This window comes from Streptomyces sp. NPDC034084 (assembly GCF_055575535.1).
Genome location: NZ_JBVISK010000002.1, coordinates 317,648 through 335,544, shown reverse-complemented (window position 1 = coordinate 335,544; position 17,897 = coordinate 317,648). Strand labels below are relative to the sequence as shown.

The 17,897-nt window shown below is 72.2% G+C and carries 12 protein-coding genes and 1 pseudogene; 4 read left to right on the top strand and 9 right to left on the bottom strand.

Features of this window, described 5'->3' with window-relative positions; translation table 11 throughout:
* Nucleotides 1–174 precede the first annotated feature (174 nt).
* Both ACZ51I_RS06900 and ACZ51I_RS06895 read left to right on the top strand, forming a co-directional pair.
* Nucleotides 175–1,299, top strand: coding sequence for an aryl-sulfate sulfotransferase (locus ACZ51I_RS06900; RefSeq protein ID WP_468872067.1), 1,125 nt, complete (start codon nucleotides 175–177; stop codon nucleotides 1,297–1,299).
* Nucleotides 1,296–2,669, top strand: a complete 1,374-nt coding sequence (locus tag ACZ51I_RS06895; RefSeq protein ID WP_468872066.1) for a uracil-xanthine permease family protein — start codon at nucleotides 1,296–1,298, stop codon at nucleotides 2,667–2,669. Before ACZ51I_RS06900 ends, ACZ51I_RS06895 begins: the two co-directional genes overlap by 4 nt.
* On the opposite strand, the gene ACZ51I_RS06890 is transcribed toward ACZ51I_RS06895, so the two are convergent.
* The 6 genes and pseudogenes from ACZ51I_RS06890 to ACZ51I_RS06865 all read right to left on the bottom strand — a co-directional run bounded on the left by ACZ51I_RS06890 (nucleotide 2,638) and on the right by ACZ51I_RS06865 (nucleotide 9,149).
* A complete protein-coding gene (locus tag ACZ51I_RS06890) occupies nucleotides 2,638–3,036 on the bottom strand; it encodes a YgaP-like transmembrane domain (RefSeq protein ID WP_468872065.1) in 399 nt (132 codons plus the stop codon). The genes ACZ51I_RS06895 and ACZ51I_RS06890 overlap by 32 nt on opposite strands.
* 57 nt (nucleotides 3,037–3,093) lie before the next feature.
* Entirely contained in the window at nucleotides 3,094–3,948 is an 855-nt protein-coding gene (locus ACZ51I_RS06885; protein ID WP_468872064.1) for a DUF1684 domain-containing protein, read from the bottom strand.
* A gap of 308 nt (nucleotides 3,949–4,256) precedes the next feature.
* Nucleotides 4,257–4,460 (bottom strand): annotated as a pseudogene (locus tag ACZ51I_RS06880) (VOC family protein); the annotation flags it as partial.
* Between the two features lie 30 nt (nucleotides 4,461–4,490).
* On the bottom strand, nucleotides 4,491–5,300 hold the full coding sequence (xdhC, locus tag ACZ51I_RS06875) for a xanthine dehydrogenase accessory protein XdhC (protein ID WP_468872062.1): 810 nt from the start codon (nucleotides 5,298–5,300) through the stop codon (nucleotides 4,491–4,493).
* 1 nt (nucleotide 5,301) lies between these two features.
* Nucleotides 5,302–7,677, bottom strand: a complete 2,376-nt coding sequence (gene xdhB, locus ACZ51I_RS06870; protein WP_468872061.1) for a xanthine dehydrogenase molybdopterin binding subunit — start codon at nucleotides 7,675–7,677, stop codon at nucleotides 5,302–5,304.
* The gene (locus ACZ51I_RS06865; protein WP_468872060.1) at nucleotides 7,674–9,149 is read right to left on the bottom strand and encodes a xanthine dehydrogenase small subunit; all 1,476 of its coding nucleotides are present in this window, start codon (nucleotides 9,147–9,149) and stop codon (nucleotides 7,674–7,676) included. Before ACZ51I_RS06865 ends, xdhB begins: the two co-directional genes overlap by 4 nt.
* 556 nt (nucleotides 9,150–9,705) lie before the next feature.
* Here ACZ51I_RS06865 and ACZ51I_RS06860 point away from each other — a divergent pair.
* Nucleotides 9,706–10,896 (top strand): cytochrome P450, encoded by a 1,191-nt coding sequence (locus ACZ51I_RS06860; protein WP_468872059.1) that lies wholly within the window; start codon nucleotides 9,706–9,708, stop codon nucleotides 10,894–10,896.
* A gap of 58 nt (nucleotides 10,897–10,954) precedes the next feature.
* Here the strand turns inward: ACZ51I_RS06860 and ACZ51I_RS06855 are convergent, their stop codons facing one another.
* Together ACZ51I_RS06855 and ACZ51I_RS06850 are read right to left on the bottom strand one after the other, a co-directional pair.
* The gene (locus ACZ51I_RS06855; protein WP_468872058.1) at nucleotides 10,955–11,680 is read right to left on the bottom strand and encodes a dienelactone hydrolase family protein; all 726 of its coding nucleotides are present in this window, start codon (nucleotides 11,678–11,680) and stop codon (nucleotides 10,955–10,957) included.
* Between the two features lie 165 nt (nucleotides 11,681–11,845).
* Nucleotides 11,846–13,231, bottom strand: coding sequence for a M1 family metallopeptidase (locus ACZ51I_RS06850; protein ID WP_468872056.1), 1,386 nt, complete (start codon nucleotides 13,229–13,231; stop codon nucleotides 11,846–11,848).
* 101 nt (nucleotides 13,232–13,332) lie between these two features.
* On the opposite strand from ACZ51I_RS06850, the gene ACZ51I_RS06845 reads away from it, so the two are divergent.
* Complete coding sequence (locus ACZ51I_RS06845; protein ID WP_468872055.1) at nucleotides 13,333–14,310, top strand: nucleoside hydrolase; 978 nt, start codon at nucleotides 13,333–13,335, stop codon at nucleotides 14,308–14,310.
* 35 nt (nucleotides 14,311–14,345) lie between these two features.
* Here the strand turns inward: ACZ51I_RS06845 and ACZ51I_RS06840 are convergent, their stop codons facing one another.
* Nucleotides 14,346–17,708, bottom strand: coding sequence for a S8 family peptidase (locus ACZ51I_RS06840; RefSeq protein ID WP_468872053.1), 3,363 nt, complete (start codon nucleotides 17,706–17,708; stop codon nucleotides 14,346–14,348).
* Nucleotides 17,709–17,897 lie beyond the last annotated feature (189 nt).

Sequence of the window (17,897 nt, the reverse complement as noted above, 5' to 3'; positions counted from 1 at the left end):
TTCCCGCCCCGCCGCGCCGTTCTCCCTGTTCCACGGCGCATGCCCGCACCTTACGCGGCGCGCGGCCGGAGCCCGGAGACGGTTTCGTACTCCCGACACACGCCCGTCACACAACGCCCCTACCGTCAAAGTCGGTTGTTCTCATCAAAGAAAGTTTGACGAAGGAGCTCCGACGTGCCCACCGTCGACCAGAACTCACGCCGCCGACGCCCCACCGGCCTCATCGCCCTCGACGAGACGGCCGCGTCCGAGGGCTACACGCTCTACGCCCCGCTCACCGGCACCGGCGACGTCCACCTCATCGACCTGCACGGCCGCACCGTCCACCGCTGGGACCTCCCGTACCGCCCCGGCCGCCACGCCCGGCTGCTCGCCGACGGAACCCTCGCGTACAACGGCGTACTCCCGGGGGAGAAGGCCCTCTTCCCGATGTGGCACAAGTACCGCGGTGGCGTCATGCTCCACGCGGCCCCCGACGGCACGGTGCTGCGGGAGCACCGTGATCCCCTCCAGCACCACGACGCCCATCACCTCGACGACGGACGCATCCTCTACACCGCACTCGAACCCCTCGCCGCAGCCGAGGCCGCGGCCGTACGGGGCGGAGTGCCCGGCTCCGAGGCCGAAGGCGGCCTCGTCTGGGCCGACACCATCAAGGAGGTCGGCCCGGACGGTGAACTCCTGTGGTCCTGGCGCGCCGCGGACCACCTCGACCGCGACTCCTTCCCGCTGCACGATGCCTACGCCCGCGAGCACTGGCCGCTGATCAACAGCGTCACACCCCTGCGGGACGGCAACATCCTCGCCAGCCTGCGGAGCGTCTCCGCCGTCGTCGTCATCAGCCGCGACACCGGCGAGATCATCTGGCGCAGCCGCCCCGGCACGGTCAGCCAGCAGCACGCGCCCACCGAACTGGACGACGGCCGGCTGCTCGTCTTCGACAACGGCGTCTTCCGGCCCGGCCACGACGTTCCGTACTCCCGCGTCATCGAGATCGACCGGACCGACGGCGACATCGTGTGGGAGTACCACGACCCGGCCCGCGAGTTCTTCTTCGCGCCCTTCATGGGCTCCGCCCAGCGCCTGCCGAACGGCAACACGCTCGTCACCGACTCCCCGTCAGGGCGGCTCTTCGAGGTGACGAAGGACGGCTACCTGTGCTGGGAGTACGTCGTCCCGTACTTCGCCGGCTATGGCGAGAGCGAGGTCCGCAGCCTCTTCCCGTCGCAGCCCAACGCGGTCTTCCGCGCCTACCGTTACACCGCGGCCGACATCCCGTGGCTGGAGGCGGCGGCATGACGACCACCCCCGCCCCGGCATCCGCCACCGCCCGCCCGGCCGAACCCGTCGACGCGCGGGTCCCCTTCCGGCGCCTGGTGCCCCTCGCGGCCCAGCACGTCCTGGCGATGATCGCCGCCCCGGTCTCCACCGTCTTCCTCGTCGCCGCCACCCTGAAGATGTCGCCCGGCGCGACGGCCTCACTGCTCAGCACCGTCCTGCTGCTGTGCGGGGCGGGCGCTCTGCTCCAGTCCCTCGGCGTCTGGCGCATCGGCGGCCGCCTGCCGTTCGTCATGCTGCCCGGCGGCGCCGCGACCGCGCTGTTCCTCCAGATCGCCCAGGAGCACGGGCCGGCGACCGCCACCGGCGCCGTCCTCCTCGCCGCGGTGCTGCTGCTCGCCGTCCTTCCCCTGTACGCCCGGGTCGTACGGCTCTTCCCGCCCCTGGTCATGGGCGTGACCGTGCTGCTCATCGGCGTCGCGATGATCCGGGTCGCCGCCCGGCTCGTCACCGGACCGGACGGTACGGGCGAGCCACGCGCGGTGCTCCTCGCCGCGCTCACCGTGGTGGCGACCGTCGCCGCGTACGTGTTCCTGCGCGGTTTCTGGCGGCAGACGGCCGTCCTCATCGGGATGGCGGCGGGGACCGTCGTCGCCGTGACGACGGGCCTGGGCTCCTTCGCTCCCGCGGCGGGCGGCGGCTTCGCGCTGCCCGTCTTCCTGCCCTTCGGCGCGCCGCGGTTCGACCTGGTGGCCGCCCTTCCGCTGCTCGTGTTCAGCCTCACCACGCTCGCCGAGATCACCGGACAGACCGTGCTCAACAGCGAGACCGTCGGCCGGACCGCGGCTCCCGAGCGGGACGTTCCCCGCGTCGCCCGCGCCGACGCCCTGGTGTCCCTGGCCGGCGGGCTGTTCGGCACCTCCCTCATGGTCACCAGCGCCGAGAACATCGGCATCGGCCGGCTCACCGGCGTCCGCAGCCGCTTCGTGACCGCCGGCGCCGGAGCCCTCCTGGTCGCCCTCGGCCTGGCCACGCCCGTCTCGCGGGCGCTGGCCGGTATCCCCGAAGCCGTCGTCGGCGGCTCCGCCCTCGTCGTCTACGCCGTGATCGCCGTCATGGGTGTGGAGATGCTCCGGCGGGCCGATCTGTCCGGTACGGGGCCGGGCTCGCTGACGGCCGCCCTGGCGCTCACCGCGGGGTTGCTGCCGCTGCTCAGCCCGGACCTGTACGCGGGGTTCCCCGGCTGGGCCCGCACGATCCTGGGCAGCGGCGTCGTCGCCGGCACACTCACGGCCGTCCTCCTCACCGCGCTGCTGGGCCGGGCGGCACGCTCCTCTCCGGCCGAACCGCCCGCGCAGGTCACCCGAGACGCGCCGGGCCACGCCGGTTGAAAGGAAGCCGGGCCAGGACCACCGCCATGCCGCAGGTGTCGGTGAGCGCCGAGAACACCAGACCTCCGGCGACCGCCGCCGACAGCAGCCGGAAGGCGGGATGCGCGAACAGCCCGAGAACCAGGCCCAGCAGCACCAGGGCCCCGGCGGCGAAACGCACCTGACGCTCCACCCCCCAGACGGCGCGTACGGGGCCGGGCGGGTGTTCGAGTCCGTGGCCGGCGTCCGCCCAGGCGCGGGTGCCGCCGGCGAGGCTCGCGGCGGCGATGCGCCGTGGGAAGCGGCCCCGCGGCAGCTGCTGCCGGGCCGCTTCCCCGGATGCCAGGCGAGGCCCGGCGGCGTCACGGGAGGCGGACGGTATCGCCACCGATCGGCCACGACGCCGTCACGTCACGGCAACACCCACCGCACCGGGGCGTTCCCGTCACGCGACCGCGCCCCGCTCGTACGGGATCCGCTCCCCGGCCTCGACCGCGACGGGCAGCCGGTTCTCGGCGGGCGGCAGTGGGCAGGTCGCGAAGTCGGTGTAGGCGCAGGGCAGATTGGTCGCCCGGTTGAAGTCGAGCACGACCGTGCCGTCGGGCCCGGGGGCCTCCACCCCGAGGTGGCGGTTGGCGGCGTACGTGGTGACGCCCGAGGTCGCGTCGGTGAACAGGACCGTGAGGCTGCCGGGCGCGTGGCCGTTGAACGCGGTCAGGCTGAACTCCTGGCCGTCCAGGCTGAAGACGACGCGGCCGGGAGCGTCGTACACATGCCGGAGGCCCTCGACGGAGGCGCCGACCGTGGTCGGCCGCGGCTCGTCGAAGGCCTCGTAGCGGCCCGTGACCACCCAGCGCGGGTCGGGCGCGTACGCGGGCGTGCCGGTGAAGGCGACCCGCAGCGGGTGGCCGGGGTGCCGCGGCCGGACCACGTCGTGGCCGCCGCGCCTGGCGACCTCGATCACGGTCTCGCCCCAGACGGCGTCGACGCCGCCGCGCTCCGGGATGTGGCCGAAGAGGTGCCGTCCTCGTACCACCACGCCGCCGACGAGGAGTTCCGTGCCCGCGTCGAGCTCGACGACGACGCCTTCGGGTCCCGTCGACCAGGTCCCGGGCACACCGGGGAATCCCTGCGGTTCGGCGGAGAGCCAGTGCAGGCCGGTGATCGCGAGGAAGCCGTGTTCCGAGGCGAGCCGGGCGTCCTTGTCCCGGTGCCACTTCTCCCATTCCGTGGCGAAGAGCTCCGGATCGGGGACGGCGTGGGCGGTCTCGGGGGAGCGGGGTACGTCATGGACGCTCATGCGTCTCCTCCTGCTGTGGTGGATGGTGTGAGGTGCGTGCGGTCGCGCGTCCGCGCCCGGAAGGCGGAAGGGGAGGGGACCGCGGGGCAGGACGAGGCCGTCAGGAGGCGCCCAGGAGCCGTCGGGGCGAGCGCGTCGGAGTCCGGACGCCGGGTCGAGGCCTCGGTGTCAGCGGGAACACGCCATGGTCGTGACGCGCACGTAGTCCACGTGTCGGCGCGTCACGAGAAGGCTCATGGGTTCAGGAAAACACAACTCCGCTGCCCGGCGCCAGAGATCCCGCCCGCACGCACGGACTGCGGGCACCCTCAGCCGAGCCGTTCGGCCAGTCCGACGACGGTGCCTTCGGGACCTCCGGGTAGCAGAGCCGGTAGACGTCCTCGTACCGCACCACCTCGGCCGTAGAGCTCGGCGCCGTGAGCGCGCAGACGCGTGACGACCCCGTCCATGTCGTCGACGGCGAACATGACGCGCCGGATGCCCGGCGTGGGTCTTCGACGACGACGGGGCCCGAGGACGCCCCGGCACGTGCCGGGGCGTCCTCAGTCGCCTTCCGTCTCGAAGCTGCGCAGCAGGTCGGCGGCGACGCTCACGGCGATCGTCGCGGGTTCCTTCCCCGTGATGTCGGCCAGCCCGATCGGGGTCTTGATCCGGTCGATGGTGGCCTCGTCATGACCGCCCTCGGTGGCGAGGCGCTTGCGGAACCGTACCCACTTCGCCGCCGACCCGATCAGCCCGACCGAGCCGAGGTGCGGCGTGCGCAGGGCGGCGTCGCACAGGGCGGCGTCCTCGGCGTGGTCGTGGGTCATGATCAGGACGTGTGTACCGGGCGGCAGCTCCTCGAGGACCTCCTCGGGGAGCAGGGGCGTGTGGTGGACCCGGACGTTCGCCACCGCGTCCCCGAGCACGGCGAGCCTCTGCTCCGAGAGGGTGTCGGAGCGGGAGTCGATCAGATGGAGGTCGAGGTCCTGGCGGGCCAGGATGCGCGCGAGTTCCAGTCCGACGTGTCCGACGCCGAAGACGGCCACCGCCCGTACCACCGGCAGCGGTTCGAGCAGCACCGACACCGTCCCGCCGCAGCACTGCACGCCGTGCCAGTTGGTCACCTTGTCGTTCAGGGCGAAGTCGACCAGCTCCGGCGTCGCCTCGGACGCGCCGATCATCTCCCGGGCCCGGTCGATGGCGACGGCCTCCACATTGCCGCCGCCGATCGAGCCCCAGGTCTCGGTCCGGCCGACCACGAGTTTCGCGCCGGCGTCGCGCGGGGCGTGGCCGCGCACGGTCGCGACGGTCACGAGCACGCCGGGTTCCCGGTGTGCCCGCAGCCGTGCGACCGCGGCGAACCACGTCATGTCAGGCACTGCTCAGCGCTTCCGCCGCGTCGTCGCGGACGTGGTCGGCGGCGGCGCGGCGCGCCGTCTCGATCGCCCAGTACACCGCCTCCGGTGTCGCGGGCGAGGCCAGCTCGACGCTGATCCCGTCCGGTCCGAACGCGGCGGCGGCCTGCCGCAGCGCCTCCCGTACGGAGAAGGCCAGCATGAGCGGAGGCTCGCCCACCGCCTTGGAGCCGTAGACCGCGCCCTCCTCGGTGGCGTTCCGCAGAAGGGTGACGTGGAACTCCTCGGGCATCTCCGAGAAGCTCGGCAGCTTGTAGGTGCTCGCCGCCTGCGTCAGGAGCCTGCCCCGGTTCGGTCCGTCCGTGGCGTCCCAGCGCAGGTCCTCCAGGGTCAGCCACCCCGCGCCCTGCACGAAACCGCCCTCGACCTGCCCGATGTCGATCATCGGGGACAGACTGTCGCCGACGTCGTGCACGATGTCCACCCGCCGGACGCGGTACGCGCCGGTGAAGCCGTCCACCTCCACCTCCGCTGCGGCGGCGCCGTGCGCGAAGTACTTGAACGGCGAGCCGTGGAACGTCTTCGCGTCCCAGTGCAGCCCCTCGGTCCGGTAGAAACCCGCCGCCGACAGCTGCACGCGCTGGAAGTACGCGGCGCGCACCAGGTCGTCCCAGCCCAGCTCCGTGTCGTGGCCGAGGGCGCGCGCGACGCCCTCCACGATGCGTACGTCCGCGGCGTTCACGCCGAGCCGGGTGGCGGCCACCCGCAGCAGTCGCTCGCGCAGCTGCTCGCAGGCGTTCTTGACCGCCGCGCCGTTGAGATCGGTTCCCGCGCTGGCGGCGGTGGCGGAGGTGTTGGGCACCTTGTCGGTACGCGTCGGGGCGAGGCGCACCCTGTGGAGCGGGATCCCCAGCGTGGTCGCGGCCACCTGGAGCATCTTGGTGTGGAGGCCCTGACCCATCTCGGTGCCGCCGTGGTTGATCAGGACGGAGCCGTCCTTGTAGATCAGCACCAGCGCGCCGCCCTGGTTGAAGGCCGTGAGGTTGAAGGAGATCCCGAACTTGAGGCCGGTGATCGCGAGGGCCCGCTTGGTGTGCGGGTGCGCCGCGTTGAAGGCGGCGATCTCGCGCCGCCGGTCGGCGACCTGCCCGTTCTCCTTGACCTGTTCCCAGACGGCGGCGATCCGTTCCGGCTGGACGACCGGCTGTCCGTACGGCGTCGACTGCCCCCGCCGGTAGAAGTTGCGCTCCCGCAGCTCCGCCGGGTCGAGGCCGAGCAGTGGTGCGCACCGGCCCATGATGTCCTCGATGACCAGCATGCCCTGGGGGCCGCCGAATCCGCGGAAGGCGGTGTTGGAGACCTTGTTGGTCCTGGCGATGCGACCGGTGACGCGTGCGTTGGGGAGCCAGTACGTGTTGTCGATGTGGCACAGTGCGCGGGCCACCACCGGCTCGGACAGGTCCAGGCTCCAGCCGCCGTCCGCCGTGAGTGTGGCGTCGAGGGCCTGGATGCGGCCTTCGGTGTCGAAGCCGATCCTCCACTGGGCGTGGAAGCCGTGCCGTTTGCCCGACATGGTGAGGTCCTGCGTCCGGTTGAGGCGCACCCGGACCGGCCGGCCGGTCAGCTTGGCGCCGAGCGCGGCGACGGCGGCGAAGCCGTGCGGCTGCATCTCCTTGCCGCCGAAGCCGCCGCCCATCCGCAGACACTGCACGGTCACCTCGTGACTGTGCAGACCGAGGACGTGGGCGACGATCTCCTGGGTCTCGGAAGGGTGCTGGGTGCTGCTCTGGACGAACACCTGCTCGGACTCGTCGATGTAGGCGAGCGCGGCGTGCGTCTCCAGGTAGAAGTGTTCCTGGTCGGAGAAGTGCAGCTCGCCGGTGAACACGTGCGCGGAGGCGGTGAAGCCGGCGTCGACGTCGCCGGTCTCCATCACGGGCCGGGCACCGTGGAAACTGCCGGCGGCGATCGCCTCCCGCAGTGTGATCACGGAGGGCTTCTCGTCGAGTTCCACCTCGACGGCGGCAGCGCCGAGCCGTGCCGCCTCGAGCGTCTCGCCGAGCACCCAGGCGACCGCGTGCCCGTGGAACATGACCTCGTCGGGGAAGAGCGGCTCGTCGTGCTTCATCCCGGCGTCGTTGACACCGGGCACGTCGGCTCCGGTCAGCACGCGGACCACACCGGGCACCATGAGCGCCGGCGCCGTGCGCAGCGCGGTGATCGTGCCGTGCGCCTTCAGGACCTGCACCGGGTAGGCGTGCAGGACGTCCTTGGTGCGGTGGACCAGGTCGTCGGTGTAGAGCGCGGTGCCGGTGACGTGCTGGGCGGCGCTCTCGTGCGGCATCGACATGCCGACGACGGACTTCTCGGGGCGTTCGGACAACTGGCTCATGACGGCACCGCCTCGGTGGCTCGCGTGTACAGCTTCAGCAGGCTCTGGCCGAGCATCGCGGAGCGGTAGGCGGCGCTGGCCCGGTGGTCGTCCATCGGGGTGCCCTCGTCCCGCAGCACCGGTGCCACGGCCTCGACGGTCTCCGCCGTCCACGGCCTGCCCTCCAGGGCCGCCTCGGTGGCGAGGGCGCGGATCGGGGTGGCGGCGACGCCGCCGAGGCCGATGCGGGCCTTGCGGACGATCCCGCCCTCGATGTCGAGCGCGAACGCGACCGCCACACTGGAGATGTCGTCGAAGCGCCTCTTGGCGATCTTGTGGAAGGCCGTGACCGGCGACAGCGGGAGCGGGACGCGGACCGCGCGGATCAGCTCGCCGGGACGGCGCACGCTCCGCCGGTAGCCGGTGAAGTAGTCGGACAGGGGGACCTCGCGCTCACCGTCGGTGTCGGCGAGCACCACCGACGCGTCGAGCGCGAGCAGCGCGGGCGCGCTGTCACCGATGGGGGAGCCGGTGCCCAGATTGCCGCCGAGGGTCGCGCCGTTGCGGATGAGGCGGGACGCGAACTGGGGGAAGAGCTCGGCGAGCAGCGGGATCGTGCCGTCGAGACGGCGTTCGATCTCCGTGAGGGTCAGCGCCGCCCCGATCTCGACGGCGTCGGACCCGACACGCAGCTCCCGCAGTTCGGGGAGCCGGTCGACGGCGACCACGCAACCGGCGCGCCGGGACCGGATGTTGACCTCCACGCCCCAGTCGGTGGAGCCCGCCACCACCACCGCGCCGGGCCGCTCGCGCAACAGTCGCAGCGTCTCGGCCAGGGTGCTCCTCCGCAGGAACACGCTGTCGTCCTGGGCGTACGTGGTGGCGACCGGTGCGGGCGGGGCCTGCTCGCGGCGCTGGGCGAGGGGGTCCTCGTCGACCGGTGTGCCGACGGCGAAGGCGGCGTCGCGGATCGGGCGGTAGCCCGTACAACGGCACAGGTTCCCGCTCAGGGCGTGCAGGTCGAAGCCGTTGGGACCGTGCTCGGCGTCGCCTCCGGCGGTCGCGTCCGCGTCCGTGTCCGGGTGCGCGCAGCGGTCGGGCCGGTAGTACTCGGCCGCCATGCTGCAGACGAACCCCGGCGTGCAGTAACCGCATTGGGACCCTCCGCGAGCCGCCATCTCCTTCTGTACGGGGTGCAGGGCGGGCGGTGTGCCCGGAGCGCCGGGGGTGGCGAGGCCTTCGGAGGTGACGATCTCCTGGCCGTCGAGGGCCGCCGCCGGCACCAGGCAGGCGTTGACCGCCACCCAGTCGGTGGGCTTGTCCACCCCGGGCCGGGCCACCAGGACGGAACAGGCGCCGCACTCACCCTCGGCACAGCCCTCCTTGGTCCCGGTGAGGCCGCGCTCGCGCAGGAAGTCCAGCACCGTGGTGTGGGGAGCGGCCGGTGAGAGGGGTGCTTCTTCTCCGTTGACGGTGATACGCGCCGCTACCATGACGGGCCCTCGTTTCGGTGCGCGATGGGTCGATGCATCATGTTCGCCAATGTCGGGCAGCTTTCTGTGCTCGGACGCGCCACGTCAGGGGAGCGGGCGCGGAACGGCACGCGACAGCGGCGTGCCGGGAGAGGGCCGGGAAAGGGTGAAGGGAAGACCGGGACGCGCCACGGACGGGCGCGGCGGAACGGCGTCGTCAGCAGCCGTGGGCGATGCGACCCGGAACCCAGACCGTGCTGTGGGCGAGGCGACTCAGGTCGGAGCAGGTGTTCATCCGCCGGTCGCCTCCTCTCGGTCGTCATGGGTCGATGCTGAGCGCAAGTTAGTGGCCGGAGATCACGGAGGTCAAGACCTCCCCTCGGTGCGCGCCGGGACGGCGCCCTCCCGGAGCGCGTAGCCCATTGCAACATGACGTTGCATTAAGGGGCAGTGTCATTGCATCAATTTCCCTGCTCTGAGCTGCTGTTATGAATTCATTGCGATTGACGGAACTGTGAACGCAACGTAGCTTTCGGACTGCTTCGAACACCTGGCATCGCGAGATCGAGGAATGGCCATGAGTGAGTCCGTCCACACCGTCACCACCCTCCCCACCGAGCGTCCGTCCGGCTGTCCCTTCGACCCGCCGGCCGAGCTGATCGACGCCCGCAGCCACGGCCCGATCAGCCGCTACACCCACCCCGGCGGAAAACCCGGCTGGATCATCACCGGATACGAGCTGGTCAGGTCGGTCCTGGCCGACCCGCGGTTCAGCTCCCGCAAGGACCTCATGAACGTGGTCGACTTCGAGCTGCCCCCGGCGCCGCCCGGTGAGTTCCTCCTCATGGACGAACCGCAGCACAGCCGCTACCGCAAGCCGCTCGTGGGCAAGTTCACCGCGCGGCGGATGCGTCTGCTCACCGAGCGTGTCGAGCGGATCACGGCCGACTGCCTGGACGCCATGGAGGAGGCCGGGCCGACGGCGGACCTCGTGACCGCGTTCGCCAAGCCCATCCCCACCATCATCATCTGCGAGATCCTCGGCGTGCCCTACGAGGACCGCGACTCCTTCCAGGAGCAGATCGACACGTTCATGGGCGGGGAGACGAGCGACGAGGACCTGATCGCGGCCTACACCGCCACCCAGGACTACCTCGCGCGGCTCGTGGCCGCCAAGCGCGCCCACCCCACCGACGACATCCTCAGCGAACTCACGGACAGCGACCTGACCGACGAGGAGCTGAAGGGGATCAGCCTGATCCTGCTGGCGGCCGGATTCGACACCACCGCCAACATGCTGTCCCTCGGCGCCTTCGCCCTCCTGCGCAACCCGGACCAACTGGCCGCGCTGCGCGACGACCCGGCGCTCATCGACGGTGCCGTCGAGGAGCTCCTGCGGTACCTGAGCGTCGCCAAGTCCTTCATGCGGACCGCGCTGGAGGACGTCGAGGTCGGCGGCCGGCTCATCGAGGCCGGCACGACGGTCGTCCTGTCGTACAACACCGCCAACCGCGACCCCGAGCGCTTCGCCGACCCCCACGCGCTCGACCTCGGGAGGGACGCGGCCGGGCACCTGGCCTTCGGCCACGGCATCCACCTCTGCCTCGGGGCCCAGCTGGCCCGCGTCGAGATGCGGGTCGCGTTCGCCGCGCTGTTCGAGCGCTTCCCCACACTGCGCCTTGCCGTCCCGGCCGAGGAGGTGGCCCTGCGCCCGGAGACCGCGGACATCTACGGGGTGAAGAGCCTCCCGGTCACCTGGGACGTGTGACCACGCCTGAACCTGGACGGCGACGGCGGCCAGGAGCGAGCGTCAGGAGCCGACCAGGTCACCGCGTTACGGGTAGGCACTCGGCGAGCAGGTCGACGATGTCGCGCCAAGCCCGCTGTGCGTGCCGCGGGTGGTAGCCGACACCGGGGGGTGCGGCGTGGTCGACCGGTGGGTGGTGGAAGGCGTGCAAGGCCCCGCCGTAGACCGTGAGGCGCCAGTCGACGCCCGCGGCCTGCATCTCGGCGGTGAACGCCTCCCGTTGCGCGGGGGGCATGATCGGGTCTTCCGACCCGACTCCGGCCCACACCGGGCAACGAATGCGTGCCGCCTCGCCCGGTCGGCCCGTGGTCAGTGCATTGACTGTCCCGATCGCGCGCAGGTCGACCCCGTCACGCCCCAGTTCCAACGCGATGGCGCCCCCGGTGCCGTACCCGACAGCCGCGACGCGGTCGAGATCGGCCCGTGGTTCGGCGCGCAGCACGTCAAGTGCCGCGTGGCCGATGCCCCGCATCCGGTCGGGATCGGAGAGCAGCGGCATGCAACGGGCCAGCATCTCCTCGGGATCGCTCAAATAGCGCCCGCCATGGAGGTCGAAGGCCAGTGCCACGTACCCAAGCTCCGCCAGGGCCTCGGCCCGGCGGCGCTCGACGTGGCTGGGTCCCATCCCCTCGGGCCCGATCAGGACTGCGGGCCGCCGATCGGCACCGGCCGGGAGCGCGAGGTGCCCGATCATCGTCAGGTTGTCAGCTGGATACTCCACCGCACGCGTCGTCACCGTCGTCATGCGACTGGACTGTAGTGACCGTCAAGTCCGCTCGGCCGGGTGTTCACCGCCGGCGGACAGTCGTGTGTCCGGGCTGTGCCCCCGGGGGCATCGGCCGCCTGTCGTGAAACGTGACGTTCATGGTGCGGACCCATGACGTGCCCGCACCCGGCGCGGCTCCCGCCCTCAGTGGATCCTGTGCTCCGTCCAGAACGGGCCGAGGTCCTGCTCCGTCGCCGCCTGCGCCGCGCGCTTGAAGTCCTCCGTGGTCGCGACGCCCAGCCAGTGGTCCCGCACGTAGCCGCGGAGCATGGCGGCCATCGCCCGGTCGCCCAGGGCCCGTTCCAGATCGTGCAGGGCGCAGGCGCCGCGCATGTAGACGACCCGGACGTACTCGGAGCGGTGACCGGCCGCGTAGTAGCTCATGGGCCGGGTGAGGGCGGCCGTCTCGCTGGGCCACGCGCCCTGGTCCTCCCAGCAGCCGGCGGTGGGCTCCCCGTAGTACGACTGGTTCGCGTACTGGGCGAAGGACTCGTCCAGCCAGGGCGCCGCGAACTGGTCGTTGCCGACGACGCCGTAGAACCACTGGTGCGCGATCTCGTGCACGACGGCAGACCCCTCCGGTTCGGTCCACAGCAGGACGAGTCCCGGGAACTCCATGCTGCCGAAGTCGTCGAGGCCGTCGCTCATGACCAGGTCGAGTTCCCCGTACGGATAGCGTCCGAACCGCTTCCCGAACGCGTCGACCGAGCCGACGGCCTCCTTCAGGTCGACGGCGACGCCCTCGGGGGACGTCGTGGCGGTCCAGTACGCGTTCAGGCGTACCCCGCCGGGCGTGGTCACCGTCTTCGACCGGAAGGGGCCCGCCGCCCACGCGAAGTCCCGCACCCCGCGCGCGACACTGGTGCTGACCGTCCGGCCGGGCGCGCCCGCACGCCGGGTCGTCGTGCCCGTCGCGGGCACGACGAGGCTGTCCGGGTGGTCGAGCGCGACGCGGAAGTCACCGGCCGGCGTGTAGAAGGACTCGCCGAAGCCGACGTCCGGGTCGAGGTGCCGGCCCCGGGCGTCCCGTACGGAGAGCAGCGGGAGCGCGTTGCCGAGATAGCGGTGCGCGCCGTCCCGGCCGAAGCGGTGCACGCGGTCCGGGACGGTGATCGCGAGGTCGAAGGAGACGCTCGCCCGCGCCCCGTGTGCCAGCGGCGCGGGCAGGTCGATCGTCAGCGCCGTGCAGTCGACGGCGAGCGGTCGCGGGGAGCCGCCGGCGATCCCGCTCACCCGGACGGGGGACGGCTCGCCCGGGGCCCCGCAGCCGTCGGCGCCGTTGCCCCAGAGCCGTACGTCGACCGACCGCAGGGGAGTACGGGAGGCGTTGCGGAACGACACCGTCTGGCGGCCGGACCAGTGCGAGCCGTCGGCGTCACCGCGCAGCGACACGTCGTACGAGGGACGGTCCGGTGTCGCCACCCGCACGGCGGGGGAGCCCGCAGGGTCCTGCGCCGCGGCGGCAGGGGGGAGGAGCAGGACGGCCACGAGGGCGAGCAACGGCGCACGCCAGTGCCTGAGCGAGGTCATGCCGAGCACGCTAGAACGCCCGTACGGCCGGACGGGAGGGTTCCGCCACCGTCCATGGCCGCGTCCTTCGTATGCCGCGTCGTGTGTGGGACCGTGACCGTATGCCCGTTCCCGTGATTCTCGACTGCGATCCCGGTCACGACGACGCCTTCAACATCCTCCTCGCCGCCGCACACCCCGCGATCGACCTGCTCGCGATCACCACCGTCGCGGGCAACCAGACGCTGGAGAAGACCACCCTCAACGCCCGCCGGGTCTGCTCGGTGGCCGGGATCAGAGGCGTCCCGATCGCGGCGGGCCGCGACCGGCCACTGCACGGACCGCGCCGGATCGCCGAGAACATCCACGGCGACTCCGGCCTCGACGGGCCGGGCTTCGGCGCGGGCGAGCCGGACGTGCCGCAGGATCCGCGCGACGCCCTCACCCTCGTGCGGGACATCCTCCTCGCACACCCGTCGCCGGTGACGCTCGTACCGACCGGGCCGCTCACCAACATCGCCGTCCTCCTGCTCGCCCACCCCGAGCTCGCCGGGCGGATCGAGCGGATCGTGCTCATGGGCGGCTCGACGGGGCGCGGCAACACCACGCCGGCGGCCGAGTTCAACGTCCTGTGCGATCCGGAAGCCGCGGACCTCGTCTTCCGCAGCGGGCTGCCGGTGACCATGTTCGGCCTCAACGCGACCCACCAGGTGCGGGCCACCCCGGAGGTCGTCGCCCGGATCGCCGCGCTCGGCACCCCGCTGAGCGGGCTCTGCGTCGACCTGCTCACCTACTTCGCCTCCACCTACCGCGAGGTGTACGGCTTCGACGCGCCCCCGCTGCACGATCCGCTCACCGTCGCCCACCTGATCAACCCGTCACTGGTCAGCCTCGTACGGGCGGCGGTGACCGTGGAGCTGAACGGCACGCACACCCGGGGAGCGACGGTGGTGGATCTGCACGGGGTGACGGGTCTGCCCGCCGCCACCGAGGTCGGCATGGACGTCGACACGGAAGCCTTCTGGGACCTGATCGTGGAGGCCGTACGTGTGCTCGGCGGCCCGGACACGACGGAACGGCGTCACCACCAGGGGTGGTGACGCCGCGTCAGGAACGATCCGTCAACGAGACGGCGTCACTTGCCGAACCACGCGTTGTGGACGGTCAGCGTCGACGTGTTGCCCCGCTGGTCCGTGACCTTGGCGGAGAGGGAGATGCCGCGGTCCTTCGCAGGACTCTTCACGGAGATCAGGCCGCCCACGACCTTCACGGCCTGCCAGGTCTGACCGTCGTCGTAACTCACCGACACCGAGAGCGACTTGAGGCTCGCACCGGCCGCAGCACCCTGCACGGTCACGGGGACGAGTACCGGCGCCCGCTCCGGGAGACGCGAGGCGAGGTCGACGGGGGCCGCGAAGCGGACGGTGGACACCGGCAGCGCCGTGGTCGCAGCGACCTGCCCCGAACGGAACGTGAAGCCCGCCTCGACGCGGGAGGAGACCGAGCCGATCTTCGCCGGGCGCTCGACCGAGGTCGTCAGGCGGTACTCGGCGTCGGCGGCGCCCACCGTGAAGGGCTTCGAGCCGCTCAGCGGATCGTCGTTCTCGGCGACCTTGACACCGTCGCGGTACAGCGTCGACACGGCCGAGGTGTACGGAACGGTCCCCACGTGCCCCGCGCCGTCGGCGGACAACGGCACGGCGCCGACGAGCTGCTGCTCGCCCGTCGCCGGGTCGGGAGCGGTACGGAAGACGCCCATGCCCTCACCCAGAAGCGGGCCGAAGACGCCGGTGTTGAACGTCTCGCGGTACGTCCGGCCGGCCTCGTAGCGCTTCGGCCGGACCATCTCGTAGGCACCCTCGAAAGCCGGGTAGCCCCACTCGTCGCGGTCGCCCAGCTGGTTGAACCGGGTGAGCCACGTGGCGCCGTCGCCGGTCGAGACGTAGAAGGTGCGCGTGCCCGGCGCCGCCTGCGGCGCGGAGAACCCGTTGCCCTCCGGCGCGCCCGGCAGATGGGCGTACGGGGAGGCGAGCGTCGTCTTCCCGGTGGCGGAGGCCCCGAGGCCGACCTTCAGCGTGGCCAGCTCGCTCGCCTTCACGTGCTTGGTGTAACCGGTCGCGACCGTGCTCACCTTGCCGCCGAAGGCCACCGAGTACTGACTGGTGTCGTCCTTCAGGAAGTGCGCGTCCCAGGTCTGCAGAAGGGAACCGTCGGTGACGGCCGGGCCCATGTGGGCCGTACGGAAGCCCGTGAAGCCCCGGAGGACCCAGCCGTTGCCGACCCGCCCGACGTCGGTGGCGAGCTCGTAGTACGTCCCCGCGTAGTCCGCCGTGCCGATACCGGGCACGGTGAGGTCCACCGGCCTGGTGGTGCGCGCGTCGGCGACGACCGTGGTGTCGGCGGAGACGTCCAGCCTCGGCTGGGCGATCCAGTCGGTGCCCGCGGTGTAGTCCGACGGGTCCTGGTAGACGGCCGTGTTGAACGTGTACGTGCCCTTGGGCACGCGGATCGTGTGGGTGCCCGGCTCGTTGTCGACGCGGGTGTCGAAGCCCGCGGCCGGGCCGCCGACTCCGGTCAGGGTGCTGGAGAAGTTCTGCGCGTCGGCGCCGTCACGACCGACGGCCCGGACCGTGAGGTCGTACGACTCGGCCTCCCGTACGGCCACCGCGGCCGTGCGGACGGACTGCCCCTCGCCCGTGGCCGTGACGTAGCCCGAGTAGGTGCCGTCGGCGTCGCCGATCCTGGTGTCGGCGACGAGGCCGACCCCGGCCGTGCCGCCGGCGGGCACGGTCACCTTCGAGGCGCCGAGCGTGAAGAACCCGGCAGGAGCCGGCTTGCCCGCCGGGTCCAGGGTGGACACCGAGAGGTCGAGGGTGACGTCGGTGGTTCCCAGGTTGCGGTAGACGACCTTCCGGGTGACGGGCTCGTCGTCCGCGTGCGGCCAGAGCGCCGTGCCGAAGTTCAGCGACACCGGCTCGGCGACGACGCTCTGAGCGAGCGCCTTGTCGACCTGGATCCGCCCCGAGCCCTGCTGGAAGGCGGTGTGGTCGCCGCCCTTCGCGGAGCCGGTCAGCGCGCCCTTCAGTTCGGCGTACTTCCAGTCGGGGTGCCGCTGCTTCAGGAGCGCGGCCGCCCCCGCGACGTGCGGGGTGGCCATGGAGGTGCCGTCGAGCTGGAGGTACCCCGGCGCGGGGTGCGGTGTGCCGGGGCGCGTGTCGAGGGCGCTGCCGGCCGCGGCGGCCGCGGTGATGGCGACGCCGGGCGCGGTCACGTCCGGCTTCACGGCGCCGTCGCCGACGCGGGGCCCGGTGCTGGAGAAGGGGGCCAGGCGGTCGTCCTTGTCGACCGCGCCGACGGTCAGTGCGGCGTCCGCGCTGCCCGGCGATCCCACGGTCGAGGCACCGGACTCGCCCTCGTTGCCCGCCGCGACGGCGAACAGGATCCCCTTCTCGGTGGACAGCCGGTCCACCGTCGCCTCCAGCGGGTCGACGCCGGGGCTGTCGGGGCCGCCGAGGCTGAGGTTGACCACGTCCGCGCCTTCGGCGGCGGCCCACTCCATGCCCGCGATGACGGCGGAGTCGTCCCCGTACCCCTCGTCGTCGAGGACCTTGCCGCTGATCACCTCGGCACCGGGTGCGACGCCCTTGTACCGGCCGCCGGACGCGGCGCCGGTGCCCGCGGCGATCGACGCGACGTGCGTGCCGTGCCCGACGCGGTCCACGGCGTCGGCGGACGCGGAGAAGTTCTTCTCACCGACGACCCGCGTGGTCAGGTCCTTGTGGCTCTTGTCGACGCCGGTGTCGAGGACGGCGATCTTCACGCCCGCGCCGTCGAAACCGGACTCCCACGCCTTGTCGGCACCGATCTGCCGGACACTCCGGTCCAGGCTCGCTCCGCGCACCCCGTCCAGCCACACCGTGTCGATACCGGAGGCGGCGGCGCGCAGGCCGCCCGCCTGCCGGTTGGTCAGCGCCTCCCACACCCGGGCCGCGTCGTCCGGGGACGTACGGATGGCGTCGGCGTTGATCGTCGGAAACGTACGCCGCACCTGGGTGTCGCCGGCCGCGCGCACCTCGGCGCGTGCGGCACCCGCACCCCCCTCGTACCGCACGATCAGTTTGAGCCCGGCGCGGTGGCTCCTGCGGAGCCGCGGGTCGGTGAGCACGTCGAGGTCGAAGAGGCGCTGGTCGAGCCGGCCCGTGTCGATCAGGCGCTGCGCGTCGCCGGGCACCACCAGGGTGTGGTCCCCCGTGCGCCGCACCTGTACGGGTATGTGCTCACGGCCCTCGGCGGACTCGAAGCCCACCATCCGGCCCTCGGCGTTCACCACCACGCGGTCGCCGGTGACGAGCGGGATCCGCTGTGTGCCGCCTAGGCGTGTGGCGGCGCCCGGTGCGGCCGTCGCGTGCGCGGCGACAGCCGTCGCGGGACCGGTCATGCCTGCCACGAGGGCCACCGATGTGGCCGCCGCGATGGTGAAGGCGCGTGCTCTGTGCACGTGTGCGCGCAAGTCTCCCCCAGGAGCTTGGAAGGTGGTCGTGTGGTCGTTCCGGCCTCGGGGCGCAACGCCTCCCGCCGCCGGTCAGCGCAGTATGTGAGGCACGACGGACGTGATCAACGACGGTCGGGAGGAGGGGCGTTGATTCCTCGGGTTTCCGGCCAACCTGGCGTCCGCGCGTGCGACGGC

Bases quoted from the DNA above. Each gene is read 5' to 3' on its own strand.
- ACZ51I_RS06895 (WP_468872066.1), top strand. From the start codon at position 1,296: ATGACGACCACCCCCGCCCCGGCATCCGCCACCGCCCGCCCGGCCGAA.
- ACZ51I_RS06885 (WP_468872064.1), bottom strand. From the start codon at position 3,948: ATGAGCGTCCATGACGTACCCCGCTCCCCCGAGACCGCCCACGCCGTC.
- xdhC (WP_468872062.1), bottom strand. From the start codon at position 5,300: ATGACGTGGTTCGCCGCGGTCGCACGGCTGCGGGCACACCGGGAACCC.
- xdhB (WP_468872061.1), bottom strand. From the start codon at position 7,677: ATGAGCCAGTTGTCCGAACGCCCCGAGAAGTCCGTCGTCGGCATGTCG.
- ACZ51I_RS06865 (WP_468872060.1), bottom strand. From the start codon at position 9,149: ATGGTAGCGGCGCGTATCACCGTCAACGGAGAAGAAGCACCCCTCTCA.
- ACZ51I_RS06860 (WP_468872059.1), top strand. From the start codon at position 9,706: ATGAGTGAGTCCGTCCACACCGTCACCACCCTCCCCACCGAGCGTCCG.
- ACZ51I_RS06855 (WP_468872058.1), bottom strand. From the start codon at position 11,680: ATGACGACGGTGACGACGCGTGCGGTGGAGTATCCAGCTGACAACCTG.
- ACZ51I_RS06850 (WP_468872056.1), bottom strand. From the start codon at position 13,231: ATGACCTCGCTCAGGCACTGGCGTGCGCCGTTGCTCGCCCTCGTGGCC.
- ACZ51I_RS06845 (WP_468872055.1), top strand. From the start codon at position 13,333: ATGCCCGTTCCCGTGATTCTCGACTGCGATCCCGGTCACGACGACGCC.